Annotated in this window: 14 protein-coding genes; 6 read left to right on the forward strand and 8 right to left on the reverse strand. The window is 62.4% G+C overall.

Going from position 1 to position 12535, the window contains the following annotated elements:
• Positions 1 to 70 precede the first annotated feature (70 nt).
• Both ADU59_RS12925 and ftsE read right to left on the reverse strand, forming a co-directional pair.
• Entirely contained in the window at positions 71 to 1081 is a 1011-nt protein-coding gene (locus tag ADU59_RS12925) for a cell division protein FtsX (RefSeq protein ID WP_068954508.1), read from the reverse strand.
• Entirely contained in the window at positions 1074 to 1733 is a 660-nt protein-coding gene (gene ftsE, locus ADU59_RS12930) for a cell division ATP-binding protein FtsE (RefSeq protein WP_068954509.1), read from the reverse strand. The genes ADU59_RS12925 and ftsE overlap by 8 nt, the downstream gene beginning before the upstream one ends.
• A 287-nt stretch (positions 1734 to 2020) precedes the next feature.
• Between ftsE and ADU59_RS12935 the strand changes: the two genes are divergently transcribed.
• The 3 genes from ADU59_RS12935 to ADU59_RS12945 all read left to right on the forward strand — a co-directional run bounded on the left by ADU59_RS12935 (position 2021) and on the right by ADU59_RS12945 (position 3832).
• On the forward strand, positions 2021 to 2695 hold the full coding sequence (locus ADU59_RS12935; protein WP_068954510.1) for a hypothetical protein: 675 nt from the start codon (positions 2021 to 2023) through the stop codon (positions 2693 to 2695).
• A gap of 69 nt (positions 2696 to 2764) precedes the next feature.
• Positions 2765 to 3310, forward strand: coding sequence for a hypoxanthine phosphoribosyltransferase (hpt, locus tag ADU59_RS12940; RefSeq protein ID WP_068954511.1), 546 nt, complete (start codon positions 2765 to 2767; stop codon positions 3308 to 3310).
• 162 nt (positions 3311 to 3472) lie between these two features.
• Positions 3473 to 3832 carry a response regulator gene (locus ADU59_RS12945; RefSeq protein WP_068954560.1) on the forward strand — a complete coding sequence of 120 codons (360 nt, stop codon included), beginning with the start codon at positions 3473 to 3475 and terminating at the stop codon, positions 3830 to 3832.
• A 196-nt stretch (positions 3833 to 4028) separates the two neighbouring features.
• Here the strand turns inward: ADU59_RS12945 and ADU59_RS12950 are convergent, their stop codons facing one another.
• The 4 genes from ADU59_RS12950 to argH all read right to left on the reverse strand — a co-directional run bounded on the left by ADU59_RS12950 (position 4029) and on the right by argH (position 9785).
• Entirely contained in the window at positions 4029 to 6665 is a 2637-nt protein-coding gene (locus ADU59_RS12950) for a TIGR02302 family protein (protein WP_068954512.1), read from the reverse strand.
• A 145-nt stretch (positions 6666 to 6810) separates the two neighbouring features.
• Positions 6811 to 8079 (reverse strand): diaminopimelate decarboxylase, encoded by a 1269-nt coding sequence (lysA, locus tag ADU59_RS12955; protein ID WP_068954513.1) that lies wholly within the window; start codon positions 8077 to 8079, stop codon positions 6811 to 6813.
• Positions 8080 to 8091: 12 nt separating this feature from the next.
• Entirely contained in the window at positions 8092 to 8286 is a 195-nt protein-coding gene (gene lptM, locus ADU59_RS12960; protein ID WP_068954514.1) for an LPS translocon maturation chaperone LptM, read from the reverse strand.
• A 95-nt stretch (positions 8287 to 8381) separates the two neighbouring features.
• Positions 8382 to 9785: an argininosuccinate lyase gene (argH, locus tag ADU59_RS12965; RefSeq protein ID WP_068954515.1), complete on the reverse strand. Its 1404-nt coding sequence runs from the start codon at positions 9783 to 9785 to the stop codon at positions 8382 to 8384.
• 43 nt (positions 9786 to 9828) lie between these two features.
• Here argH and tlpA point away from each other — a divergent pair, with 43 nt between their 5' ends.
• The 3 genes from tlpA (at position 9829) to ADU59_RS12980 (ending at position 11231) form a co-directional block, all read left to right on the forward strand.
• Entirely contained in the window at positions 9829 to 10497 is a 669-nt protein-coding gene (tlpA, locus tag ADU59_RS12970; protein WP_068954516.1) for a thiol:disulfide interchange protein TlpA, read from the forward strand.
• 93 nt (positions 10498 to 10590) lie between these two features.
• Positions 10591 to 10833 carry a type II toxin-antitoxin system VapB family antitoxin gene (locus ADU59_RS12975; protein ID WP_068954517.1) on the forward strand — a complete coding sequence of 81 codons (243 nt, stop codon included), beginning with the start codon at positions 10591 to 10593 and terminating at the stop codon, positions 10831 to 10833.
• Positions 10833 to 11231 carry a type II toxin-antitoxin system VapC family toxin gene (locus tag ADU59_RS12980; RefSeq protein WP_068954518.1) on the forward strand — a complete coding sequence of 133 codons (399 nt, stop codon included), beginning with the start codon at positions 10833 to 10835 and terminating at the stop codon, positions 11229 to 11231. Before ADU59_RS12975 ends, ADU59_RS12980 begins: the two co-directional genes overlap by 1 nt.
• A gap of 1 nt (position 11232) precedes the next feature.
• Here ADU59_RS12980 and ADU59_RS12985 read toward each other — a convergent pair whose 3' ends face one another.
• Positions 11233 to 12105 (reverse strand): 3-hydroxybutyryl-CoA dehydrogenase, encoded by an 873-nt coding sequence (locus tag ADU59_RS12985; protein ID WP_068954519.1) that lies wholly within the window; start codon positions 12103 to 12105, stop codon positions 11233 to 11235.
• A gap of 229 nt (positions 12106 to 12334) precedes the next feature.
• The coding region (locus tag ADU59_RS12990) for an electron transfer flavoprotein subunit alpha/FixB family protein (protein WP_202970068.1) at positions 12335 to 12535 on the reverse strand (201 nt) is incomplete at its 5' end.

Consider the following 12535-nt stretch of genomic DNA (forward strand, 5'->3'; position numbering starts at 1 on the left):
AGCTGCTCTGATTCTTCCATAGAGACAGATTGCGGCAAGGAATGGATGCAAGGCAACGCAATCATGGCGGTCAGGTCTGGTTGCCGTCGATCCGGGCCGGATCGGATCGGATCAGGTCGATTTCATAGATCGTCCGCATCACCGTGAAACGGGCGGTCAGCGTCGTCAAAAGCGCGATGACGATCATGATGGCGGCAATGCCGAGATAGCCGGTATAGCCGATGGTGAAGCTGCCGAACATGGCGGTTGCTTGGTCGCTCTGCGGCGTCGCCAGCGAGCGCGATTGCCAGAAGCCGGCAACCGCAAAACAGGCCGCGGCCAGCAGGCCGCCGGCACCGGCGCCCTTGAGGCTGATCTTGAGAAAGTGCTTCTGGAACTCTGACGCGACGAAACCGGCCTCGGCGCCGACGAAATGCAGCACCTCGACGATATGGCGGTTGCCCGAGAGCGTGCCGCGCGTGGCAAAGATGACGGTCAGCACCATGGCCGAGAACACCAGCACCAGCACGCCGGTGCCGATCAGCGCCGTCGTGTGTGCCATGGCCACCAGCCGGTCGACCCAGGTCCGGTGATCGTCGAGATAGGCTTGCGGGATGGTTTCCGTCAGCATCGCCCGCATGGCGGCGAAATCGGGCGGGTTCTGTTCGTCGATGGTGATGATGACAAGACGCGGCACCGGCAGGTCGTCAAGGTCGAGGCCGGCGCCAAGCCAGGGCTCCAGCAGCCGGGCCGTGGCGGCCTTGTCGACGATCGTGCCGTCGGTGGTGCCGTTGAAGGTGAGGGCCAGATCGCGTGCGTCGGCAAGCGCCTTTTCCATATCCAGCTTTTCATCCGGCTTGATCTGGATGGTGATCTCGCGGGAGATCTGGCTTTCCCAGCTTTGCGCCGTCGAGCGCACCATGCTGACCGCGCCAAGCGTCAGGCAGGCCAGGAAGGCCATGATGGCGATCACCAGCACCAGCGCATTGCCGGATACATTGGCCGGCGGCACGATCGGCGCGGTCGGGCGCACGCGCAGGGAAGCCTTGCGCTCCCGCGGTGCTGCCTGTTGCGAGCGATCGGGGGCGGGGGCTTCACTCATAGATGTCGAGCCGCCCCTGCGACAGGATCATCCGCCGCGCCTCGACCTGATCCATCAGCGACAGATCATGGGTGGCGATGACGACGGCGGTGCCGAGCCGGTTGAGCTCGAGGAAGAGGTTGAGCAGTCGCCGGGCCATCGGCGGATCGACATTGCCGGTCGGCTCGTCGGCAAGCAGGATTTCCGGCCGGTCGATGAGCGCGCGGGCGATCGCCGCGCGCTGCTTCTCGCCGCCCGAGAGCACCGGCGGCAGCACGTTGATCCGCTCGCCCAGCCCGACCCAGCCGAGCAGCTCAAGCACGTCGGCGCGATAGGACGATTCGTCCTTGCCGCGCACGCGCAGCGGCAGGGCGACATTCTCGTAAGTCGTCAAATGATCGAGCAGGCGGAAATCCTGGAAGACGATGCCGACCCGGCGGCGCAGCATCGGAAGCTCGTCACGCGGGATGGTGGAAATGTTGCGGTCGAACATGCGGATCAGCCCGCGCGTCGGCTGCAGCGACAGGAACAGCAATCTGAGCAGCGTCGTCTTGCCGGCGCCGGAAGGGCCGGTCAGGAACTGGAACGATTTTTTGGGAATGTCGAAGGTCAGGTCGCGGAGGATTTCCGGACCCATTCCATAGCGCAATCCGACATTTTCAAAATGAATCAACGGGTCAGTGTCCAGCTTTTCTTCAGTCTCGTCTGCCATGTCTTGGCGGCGGTGTGATGGCCCTTGTGGCAGCATACAACGCAGCACGCTGTTACAGCGTCAACATGGTTAAACAGTGGTTAATTTTGCATGAAAACGGATCGTTTCGGCAGCACCATTTTCGAAGCATTAACCATTTAGGTTTACGTCTGCGAAAGGTTTGTTTCAATGCCCGATTCTGGGGACCGTTTCCGGCCTGGCAGGGCAGGGTAATCTGGCCCGGCCAGTGTGGCCGGCAAGGAGAGACGATGAACGCTTTCCGTTTCAACGGCACTGCCCGCCGCATGGATCTGCTGCCCCCGGACCGCTCCGTGCGCACCGCTCCCAAAGGCACGATCCCGCGCCGCGCCGATATCGTCGATGCCGAATTCGAAACCGTTCCTTCGCACGCCCGGCGCACCGTCTATCCGGTCTTCAACGACAATCGCCGCGGCGCCCCGGCGGCCATGCCGAAGCCCGATACCGGTTTCAGGGTTATGTCGGTGTTTCCATGGGCGCTGGACCGCTTTGAACGCCTGTTGCGGACGGCTTCGCCCAAGGCCTTCGCGGTTCTGGTCACCTGCCTGTGCGCTCCGGTTTTCCTGCTCTTTGCCAGCCTCTCCCACTATCAGCCGGCCGTTGCTTCCGCGCAGGCGCTTGCCATCAACGATGTCACCACGTCGCTCAACGACGCCAACGGTATGCGGATCCTTTCGGTCTATGGCGCCGTCGAAAACCGGTCCGATGCGCCCAAGGCAGTGCCCACGCTCCTGGTCGACGTCATCGCCAACGGCCACAGGCGGACCGTCAGCCGTATCGTTTCCGGACAGGAGGTTCTTGCGCCCGGACAAAGCCGCGCCTTTTCAACGCGGCTTCTACACACAGGTGGAAAACTGCCCGACGTCGCGGTTTCCTTCGGTCAGCCGGGTGATTCGGCTCCCTGACTGTGCTAAGCGGCTAGGTTCCGGAGGCATAAAACGCAGTCTCCAATACAATTCTGGAGACCATCCTTCATGCCCGTCGTCCGTGGAAAAAACATCGACCCGCTCTATTCCGCCGAAATGATCGCGGTGCGAAACGTCGAAATGGCCGAGCAGATCGCCAAAGGTCCGATCAACGACCTGCTGGTCATCGCGGTGCTCAAGGGCTCCTTCATCTTCGCCGCCGACCTGATCCGGGCGATGCACACGGTCGGTCTTGCGCCGGAAGTCGAGTTCATCACGCTGTCGAGCTATGGCACCGGCACGGTGTCGCAGGGCGTCAAGATCATCAAGGACATCGACAGCGACGTGCATGGCCGCGACGTTCTCCTGATCGACGATATCCTCGAATCCGGCCGCACCCTGCGTTTCGCCAAGGAGCTGATGCTGGAGCGCGGCGCCAAGTCCGTGACCATCGCCGTTCTCCTCGACAAGAAGGTGAAGCGCCAGACCGATCTCGAAGCCGATTATGTCGGCTTCGAATGCCCGGATTATTTCGTCGTCGGCTATGGCATGGACGTGGCCTATGCCTTCCGCGAGTTGCCGTTCGTCGGCGTCGTCACGGGCGATGCCGAATAGCTGTCCGGCTGTGGACAACCCCTGATCTGGCCGTCCGCGTTTACGGAAAACAAACAAAACTCTGGTGGTGTTGCCCCCGCAGCGGCTGTGCTGCGGGCCTGGGACAGCATGCCTTTACAGGCGGAATGCCCCAGCGGAGTTGTTGCCGAAACGGAGGCCATGATGGCGAAAATCCTGATTACCGAAGATGAGGACGGCCTGCGCCGTTTCGTTGCCCGCGCCCTGCAACTGGATGGTCACGAAACCGTCGAGGCCGCCGATGGCGCCGAAGGCCTTGCCTGCCTTCAGGGCGAACGCTTCGATCTGCTTTTGTCGGATATCCGCATGCCCGTCATGGACGGCATCGAGCTCGCCCATCAGGCATCGGCCGCTTTTCCGGCCCTGAAGATCCTGTTGATGACCGGCTACGCCGAACAGCGCGAGCGCGCCGACAATCTCAACGGCAAGGTCATTGATGTCGTGTCGAAACCGTTCACGCTGCCGGATATCCGCAAGGCGGTCGCGGTGGCGCTGGCGGCGTGAGCTTGCCCTGATTTTCATTTTGGAATCGCCCCTCATCCGGCCTGTCGGCCACCTTCTCCCCGTAAACGGGGAAGAAGGGACAAGCGGCAATCTCCGTTGTTCCCTCTCCCCGCTTGCGGGGAGAGGGGTAGGGTGAGGGGCAGACTCTCAACTCGGAGCCCAATGTTTGATTGATGAACGCCGTCGATCTTAGGCGCTATCTGATATCCAGCAATCGTTCCAGATACCGGCGCTCCGTCTCCGGTGATGCGTTCGTGCCGAGGCGGCGGCGGATTTCGTCGAGGATTTCGCGGGCGCGCTGGGTGTCGATCTCGTCGGGCACCTTGACCTGATCGCCGAAATCCGGTCCGGCGTTCTGCTGGCGGCGGCCGAGAGGGTCGCGGCCGTTCTGGCCGTATTGCGGAATGCCCTGACCCTGTCCGGGGCCTTGCCCCTGGCTTTGCATCTGCTGCATCATGTCCTGCGCGCCGTCGCGCAGGGCCTGCAGCGCACGTCCCTGGCTGCCGACGGCCTGTTCGCCCTGTCCCTTGCCAAGGGCGCCCGAGGCCCCCTTCATCTCGCGGCCTGCCTCGCCGAAACCCTTGCCGGGCTTGATGCCCATGCCTTCAAGGCCCTTCTGCAGTTCGCCGAGCTGTTTGCCCAGCTGGTCCTGCTGCGCCTGCATGTCCTTCAGCGCCTGCTTCAGCTCTTCGGCGGTCATGTTGTCCATCGGACCCGGCTGCTGTGCGTTTTCATCGGGCTGCTGCCCGGGTTGCCGGGGCATGTCCTGATCGAACAGTTCCTGATCCTGCCCGTCCAGCGGGTCGCCGCGCTGCATGCGATCGCGCAGGGCCTGATCGTATTTGAAGGTCTCGTCCATCAGCTGCTGCTGCTGCTGCATCAGCTGGCCGAGCTTGTCCATCTGCTTGCGCATCTCGCTGTTTTCCTGGCCCTGCTGCTGCTGTTGCTGCATGCGGCCGGCCTGGAGATTGTTCATCATGCGCTGCATTTCGGACAGCATCTGGCGGGCCTGATCCTTGGCGCCCGATTTGGCGAGGTTCTCGATCTGGTTCATCATCTTTTCCAGATCCTGCTGGCGCAGCACGTTGTTCTGGTCCGGATTGGCGGCCACCTGCGGGTTCTTTGCCGCCTGCTTGGCCAGCGCTTCCATGTAGTCCTTCATGGCGTCGCGCAGTTCCTGCATCAGCTTGGTGATTTCCTCGTCCGATGCACCCTTTTCCAGCGCTTCGGAGAGCTTCTGCTGGGCGTCGCGCAGCCGCTTGTCGGCCAGCGCCATGTCGCCGTCCTCGATGCCGAGCGCGATCTCCCAGAGATAGCCGGCCGCATCGCGCAGCATGTCGTCGTTGCGCGAAAGCGCCATGCGGGTGCGGGCGGATTGCAAAAGCAGGAAATGCGTCAGGTTCGGGATCGTCTCGTCCGGGCGCACCATCAGGGCATCGTTGAGATCGATGGCACGGGGCAGGTCGTTGGCGTTGAGCGCGAAGACCTGCCGCTGCTCGGCGACGGCGCCGGCCAGAGGCTCGAAGAACGGGCGGGCGGGCAGGATCATGTCCTGTGGCACGCTGCGGCCTTCCTGACCTGCGGCATCCCTGGCAACGAGCGTGACGCGCACGCGCTTTCCAGACAGCGGATGTTCGCTGAGATTGCGGCTGCTCAGCCCCTTTGCCTCGCGGGCGTTGCGCTTGGGCAGGTCGAGGCGATATTCCGGCAGGGGATAGAGCGGCCTTGCGTCGGCCGCCGGCTTGTCCAGAGGCACGATCTCGGCCCATGCGTCCTGAATGCCATAGTCGTCCTTGGCCGAGAAACCGATCTCCAGTGCGCCGTTGACGGTGGCGCGCGGAATGCCGTCGAAGGCGATGTCGGGCACGCTGTCCGGGATGACCGTGAAAGCCCATTGCTCGCCGCCGACGGCAAGCGTGCCGTCCTTGGTGATCTTCATCAGGTGCGTTTCACTGCCGGGCTTTGCCGGGTCGGCAGTCGCCGTATCCGCCGGTTTCGCGTCTGCGGCAGGCTTTGCGGCCTGTACCGCGATGACGAGCGGCTGGGCGGCGCCGTTTTCCAGATAGGTGACCGGCGTGTCCTCGCCGCCGCTGGTGACGCGGACGGTCAATTCGCTGAATTGCGGGATGCGCAAGGCATCCTGGTTCGCAACGGCTGGCTGTTGCGCATCCTGCCGGCCGGTCAGGAAGACCGGAGCACGGCCGGTATAGGCTGGCGGCGTCACCCAGGCGTCGATGCGGACATCCGGCACTGCCGCGCTTTGCTGCGGCGGATGGAAGATATCGGAAATCAGGCCCGCCTTGTTCGAATAGGAATAGGCAAAGGCAACACAGGCGATCAGCACCGGGATGGCCCGCAGGCCATGGCTGTCGCTGCGGGCAATGTCCGGCTTTGGCAGCCCCGCCTCCAGCGCGCCGATCATCCGCGCCATGCGCGTCTGGTGTTCCTGCCACAGGGCCTGGCCGAAGGCGCCGCTGGTGGCCGGCTGGTCGTCCTGCACGCGGATTGCCTGATGCGGCAGATCGTTGCGCTCTTCGAGCATCCGGTCGGCTTCGGTATTGCCGGGGATACGCAGGCGCAGGAGCGGGATCAACAGGATGACGAAGGCGGCTGTGAAGCCAAAAAGAGCCACGGCATGCAGCCAGCCGGGTGCGACGCGGAAGAAGCCGAACCATGCGGCGGAGAAAAACAGAAGCACGGTCGCAAGCAGCGGCAGGGCGCGCGGGGCTGCCTGCTCGGCAACGAGAACGAAGCGGGCAAGCGTCCGCTTGACCGCAAGGCTCCGCATGAAGCCTGCTGTCCCGGTCGAGCTATCCCGCCGGCTTTCCGTCATCCGTTCCCTTTCAGCATCGGAACCATGCCGTCAAGGATAACACTCTTTGTGGCGAAGACGAGGGCGGCAACGCAATCGTGATCGATTTTGGTGGCTCTGCTGCCGGGCTATCAACAGCCGTCGGACGGAAACCGTCCGGCGAGTGTCAGTCGAGCCAATCCGGCACCGAATCCAGCCCGATCAGGTCCTCGTAGCTGGTGCGCGGGCGAATCACGTGGAAGCGATCGCCCTTGACCAGCACTTCGGGCACCAGAAGACGGCTGTTGTAGGTACCGGCCTGGACGGCGCCATAGGCTCCGGCGGTGCCGACCGAGATCAGGTCGCCGGGCTTCGGCATGGCCATTTCCCGGTCGAGCGCCAGATAGTCGCCGGTTTCGCAGACCGGGCCGACGATATCGGCCTTGATGCGCGGGGCGTTGGCGGCGGAGATGCGCACCGGCTGCACCTCGTGATAGGCCTCGTAGAGCGTCGGGCGGATCAGGTCGTTCATGGCGCCGTCGACGATGACGAAAGTCTTCGAGCCGCCATCCTTCACATAGATCACTTCCGTGACCATGATGCCGGCATTGCCGACGATCAGCCGGCCGGGCTCCATGACGATCTTGCAGCCGAGTTCGCGCAGCTGATCCTTGACGATCGTGGCATAGGCATCGGGCAGGGGCGGCGGGTTGTTGTCCAGCTTGTAGGGAACGCCAAGGCCGCCGCCGACATCGACGTGATCGATGCCGTGGCCATCGGTGCGCAAGGCGTCGACCAGCTCACGCAGCAGCTTGAAGGCATCGGCGAAGGGCTGCAATTCGGTGATCTGGCTGCCGATATGCATGTCGATGCCGGTGACCTTGATGCCGGGCAGGGTCGCCGCATGCGCATAGACCGCGCGGGCGCGTTCATAGGCGATGCCGAACTTGTTTTCCTTCTTGCCGGTCGAGATCTTCGCATGGGTCTTGGCGTCGACATCCGGATTGATGCGGAAGGAGACATGGGCCTGCTTGCCGAGCCGCAGGGCGCGGGCATTGAGGACTTCCAGTTCCGGCTCGGATTCGACGTTGAAGCAGTAGATGCCGGCTTCCAGCCCGAGATCCATTTCCCCTGCCGTCTTGCCAACGCCGGAAAACATGATGCGGTTGGCCGGGATGCCGGCTGCAAGCGCCCGGCGCAGTTCGCCGCCCGAGACCACGTCGACGCCGGCGCCAAGCCGCCCGAGCGTCTTCAGCACCGCCTGGTTGGAATTGGCCTTCATGGCGTAGCAGACCATGGCGTCGATATCGGAAAACGCCTTGGAGAAGACGGAGTAGTGCCGCTCCAGCGTCGCGGTGGAATAGCAGTAGAACGGCGTGCCGACCGCCTTGGCGATGTCGATGACGGAGACGTCTTCTGCAAAGAGAATGCCGTCGCGATATTCAAAATGGTTCAAGGGAGTGCTCTGTTACAGGAGGGGGTCGAGGAGGAAGGGCTTGCCCGGCGCTTCATCCTTCTTTTCCACGGTGCCCGCTGCGGCCTTCGTGTTGATCGGCGCGCTTGAGCCGGGGCGATCGAGATCGCCCTTGCGGCCGCAGCCGGAGAGCGTCAGACCGGTTATGGCAAGGGCGGCAATGAGAATGGTGGTGTTTCGGTAGAGCATGGATGGTTCCCGGTCCGGGCGATCAGCCCTTCTTCGCACAGTCGTCAAAACTCATATCGAGTTTTTGAGGCGCTGTGCACCCTGAATCTTGTGGCTCAGTTCCGCGTCCGCCACCAGGCGATCTGCTTGCGCACTTCGCTGGGAGCGGTGCCGCCGAAGCTTGTGCGGCTGGCGACGGAGGCCTCGACGGTCAGCACGCCGAACACCTTGTCGGTGATGTCGGGGTGGATCGCCTGCAGGTCTGCGAGCGAGAGTTCGGCAAGCTCGCACGCCTTCTGTTCGGCCAGCGCCACGGCCCGGCCGGTCACATGATGGGCGTCGCGGAAGGGCAGGCCCGCCTCGCGCACCAGCCAGTCGGCAAGGTCGGTCGCGGTCGAATAGCCGGAGCCGGCGGCGGCCTTCATGCGGTCGGCACGGATGGTGATGTCGCGCACCATGCCGGTCATCGCGGCAATGGCGAGTTCCAGGCTCTCGGCGCTGTCGAAGACCTGTTCCTTGTCTTCCTGCATATCCTTGGAATAGGCGAGCGGCAGGCCCTTCATCACGGTCAGAAGCGCGATCAGCGAGCCGTTGATGCGGCCGGTCTTGGCGCGCACCAGTTCGGCGGCGTCCGGGTTCTTTTTCTGCGGCATGATCGAGGAGCCGGTGGAAAACGCATCCGACAGGCGCACGAAGCCGAATTGTGGCGTCGACCAGATGACGATCTCTTCGGCCAGCCGCGAGAGGTGCACCGCGCAGATCGAGGCGATCGACAGGAATTCCAGCGCGAAATCGCGGTCGGACACGGTATCGATCGAGTTGCGGGTCGGCTCGCGGAAGCCCAGCGCTCGTGCCGTCATGTGCCGGTCGATCGGAAAGCCGGTGCCGGCCAGCGCCGCAGCCCCAATCGGGCTTTCGTCCATGTGCTCGATGGCGTGGCGCACGCGCGCCCGGTCACGGCCGAACATCTCGACATAGGCCATGCAATGATGACCGAAGGTCACCGGCTGGGCGGTCTGCAGATGGGTGAAGCCCGGCATCACCGTTTCGGCATGCTCTTCGGCGCGGTCGAGGAAGGCGGCGATCAGGCCGGTCAGCATCCCCTCGCATTTCTGCAGCTCTTCCTTCACCCAGAGGCGGAAATCGAGCGCCACCTGGTCGTTGCGCGAACGGGCGGTGTGCAGGCGTCCGGCTGCTGGGCCGATCAGCGTGGCGAGCCGCGCCTCGATGTTCATGTGGATGTCTTCGAGGCGGCGGGAGAATTCGAACTGGCCGCTTTCGATCTCTGACAGGATCGTGTCGAGACCGTGAACGATCTTGTCTTTATCGTCGGCCGAAATGATGCCTTGATGCGCCAGCATGGTCGCATGCGCTATTGAGCCGCGGATGTCCTGGGCGAAAAGCTTCTTGTCGAAGCCGATCGAGGCATTTATCTCCTCCATGATCGCAGCCGGCCCTTGTGCGAAGCGTCCGCCCCACATCTGGTTGGAGCTCTTGGTTTCGGAAGTGCCGTCGCCCATGAAAAATGCCCGCCTTGGAGAATGACCCGTTTTGGAAAATAAAGTGACCGACAAGAAGAAGCGCTTTCCTCCTGCCAGACTGGTGGTGATCGCGGCCCTCGGGGGAGTGATCGCCGGTGCGGCAGCGGTATACGTCAGGGAAAGCGGGTCTGGCAATGGTGCGGCTGTCGAAACCGCCGGTGCAAAGGCCTGCGAGGCGGCAAAAGACAAGGTTGCGGCGATCACGCCGTTCCTGAAGGGCCAGGTCGCGGCCATGGCGCCGGTCAGCGAACCGCGTCCGCTGTCGGGCCTGAATTTCAAGGGCGCGGATGGCAAGGCGCTGACGCTGGCCGATTTTACCGGCAAGACCGTCCTCCTCAATCTCTGGGCGACATGGTGCGTTCCCTGCCGCGAGGAAATGCCGGCGCTCAACGCGCTGCAGAAAGCGGCGGGCAGCGACAAATTCGAAGTGGTTGCCGTCAACATCGATATCGGCGACGACGAGAAGCCGAAGGCCTTCCTCACCGAAACCGGCGTGCACGATCTCGGCTACTACCGGGATGCCTCCATGGGCGTCTTCAACGCGCTGAAGAAGGAAGGCCTTGCCTTCGGCCTGCCGGTGACGCTGCTGATGGACGACAAGGGCTGCCTGATCTCCTCGATGAACGGACCTGCCGCCTGGGGCAGCGACGATGCCAAGGCGCTGGTGAAGGCGGTAGTGGGCGGAAGCTGAGGCCATGCCGGCTGAGAAAGACCCTTGGAATCATTGTATGGATGACTTCTCCTTTGTGTAATGATACTATTTGCACTTGGATGGAGTTTCACGATGACCTTGCAAATCCGCGATGAACGCGCGCGTGATCTGGCGCAGCAACTGGCCGCCAGGCGGAATGTCACGATGACAGCGGCTGTGATTCAGGCGCTCGAAGGCGAGTTGCGCCGGGACAGTGAGAAAGAGCTGCTTGCGGATCGCATTGCCCGCATTGCTGCCGATCTTGCAAATCAAGCAGGCCCCAACCGCAAAACAATTGGCAAGGAAGAAATCGATGCCATGTGGGGTCACTCCTGATGTTCATCGATACATCGGTGATCGTTGCGCTGCTGGCGGGTGAACCGGAGGCTGGTAATTTCGCGGGGCGCATTTCGGCGGCGGAAGCGCGCGTCACATCTGGTCTGGTGATCCTGGAAGCCTCGATGCGCTTATCGACAATGCTCGATCTTGATCCGCTTCTCGTTGAAAGTCGCGTTCGGGTACTGCTCAATGAGGCAGAGATCGGCATTTTGCCGATTGATGGAACTATTGCCACCGCATCGGTCATGGCATTTGCTGCTTACGGCAAGGGACGCGGCCATCCGGCGCAGCTCAATCTGGCCGATTGCATGTCCTATGCCTGTGCCAAAGTGCACGGCATGCCGCTGCTGTTCAAAGGCAATGATTTTTCGAAAACCGATATCACTGCGGCCTGATTTACCGCGTCGGAACCGGAACCTCGCCGCGGTAGTCGTAAAATCCGCGGCCGGATTTGCGGCCGAGCCAGCCGGCTTCGACATATTTGACCAGCAGCGGGCAGGGGCGGTATTTCGAGTCCGCCAGCCCGTCATGCAGCACCTGCATGATCGACAGGCAGGTATCGAGCCCGATGAAATCGGCAAGCTGCAGCGGCCCCATCGGATGATTGGCGCCGAGCTTCATTGCCGTATCGATCGCATCGACGCTGCCGACGCCTTCATACAGCGTGTAGATCGCCTCGTTGATCATCGGCAGCAGGATGCGGTTGACGATGAAGGCCGGAAAGTCTTCCGCGACGGTAATTGTCTTGTCGAGCGTCGCCACGAACTGCTTGGCGGTCGAAAACGTGCCTTCCTCGGTGGCGATGCCGCGCACCAGTTCGACCAGCTTCATCACCGGAACAGGGTTCATGAAATGGATGCCCATGAAGCGTTCCGGCCGGTCGGTGGCAGAGGCAAGCCGGGTGATCGACAGGGAGGAGGTGTTGGTGGCGAGAATGGCGTCAGCCTTCAGCACAGGACAAATCTGGCCGTAAATCTTGCGCTTGACGCTTTCGTCCTCGGTGGCAGCCTCGATCACCAGATCCATCGGCGAGAGGTCGTTGACGTCGGCGGAGCCCTTGATCAGCGACAACGCCTTCTTGCGCTCTTCGTCGGTCAGTTTGCCGGAGGAAACCTGACGCGCCATGTTGCCGTTGATGGTTGCCAGGCCGGCTTCGACGCGATCGGCGGAAATGTCGTAGATGTGTACCTTGTAGCCGGCCGCAGCCGATACCTGGGCAATGCCGCAGCCCATCTGTCCAGCGCCTACAATACCGACATTCTTGATCATCGAGCCAATTTTCCATCATCAATGCGGAAGGGCGGTTGCGCTTCCGTTCAGGCAAAAAGCAATGCGCCCTTCAGGGCGGAGTATTCTGATGCCTGTGATAAAGGCATCGCAGCCAATTTTCCAGCCTTTATTCGTGGCGCAGGCCATTGTGGGGCAAGGAAAGACATTGCTTCTAAAACGAAAAAAGGCCGCGCAGGGTTGCGCGGCCTTTGATGTCGTCTTTCAAGGCTCACAAAGCTTTTTCAAGTTCCGGGAGGATGTCGAAGAGATCACCGACGAGACCGTAGTCTGCGACCTGGAAGATCGGGGCCTCTTCGTCCTTGTTGATGGCGACGATGACCTTACTGTCCTTCATGCCGGCCAGATGCTGGATGGCGCCGGAAATGCCGACCGCGATATAGAGCTGCGGGGCAACGACCTTGCCGGTCTG

The sequence above is a fragment of the Pararhizobium polonicum genome, assembly GCF_001687365.1.
Lineage (GTDB): Bacteria > Pseudomonadota > Alphaproteobacteria > Rhizobiales > Rhizobiaceae > Pararhizobium > Pararhizobium polonicum.

Bases quoted from the DNA above. Each gene is read 5' to 3' on its own strand.
- ADU59_RS12925 (WP_068954508.1), bottom strand. From the start codon at position 1,081: ATGAGTGAAGCCCCCGCCCCCGATCGCTCGCAACAGGCAGCACCGCGG.
- ADU59_RS12935 (WP_068954510.1), top strand. From the start codon at position 2,021: ATGAACGCTTTCCGTTTCAACGGCACTGCCCGCCGCATGGATCTGCTG.
- hpt (WP_068954511.1), top strand. From the start codon at position 2,765: ATGCCCGTCGTCCGTGGAAAAAACATCGACCCGCTCTATTCCGCCGAA.
- ADU59_RS12945 (WP_068954560.1), top strand. From the start codon at position 3,473: ATGGCGAAAATCCTGATTACCGAAGATGAGGACGGCCTGCGCCGTTTC.
- ADU59_RS12950 (WP_068954512.1), bottom strand. From the start codon at position 6,665: ATGACGGAAAGCCGGCGGGATAGCTCGACCGGGACAGCAGGCTTCATG.
- lptM (WP_068954514.1), bottom strand. From the start codon at position 8,286: ATGCTCTACCGAAACACCACCATTCTCATTGCCGCCCTTGCCATAACC.
- argH (WP_068954515.1), bottom strand. From the start codon at position 9,785: ATGGGCGACGGCACTTCCGAAACCAAGAGCTCCAACCAGATGTGGGGC.
- ADU59_RS12975 (WP_068954517.1), top strand. From the start codon at position 10,591: ATGACCTTGCAAATCCGCGATGAACGCGCGCGTGATCTGGCGCAGCAA.
- ADU59_RS12980 (WP_068954518.1), top strand. From the start codon at position 10,833: ATGTTCATCGATACATCGGTGATCGTTGCGCTGCTGGCGGGTGAACCG.
- ADU59_RS12985 (WP_068954519.1), bottom strand. From the start codon at position 12,105: ATGATCAAGAATGTCGGTATTGTAGGCGCTGGACAGATGGGCTGCGGC.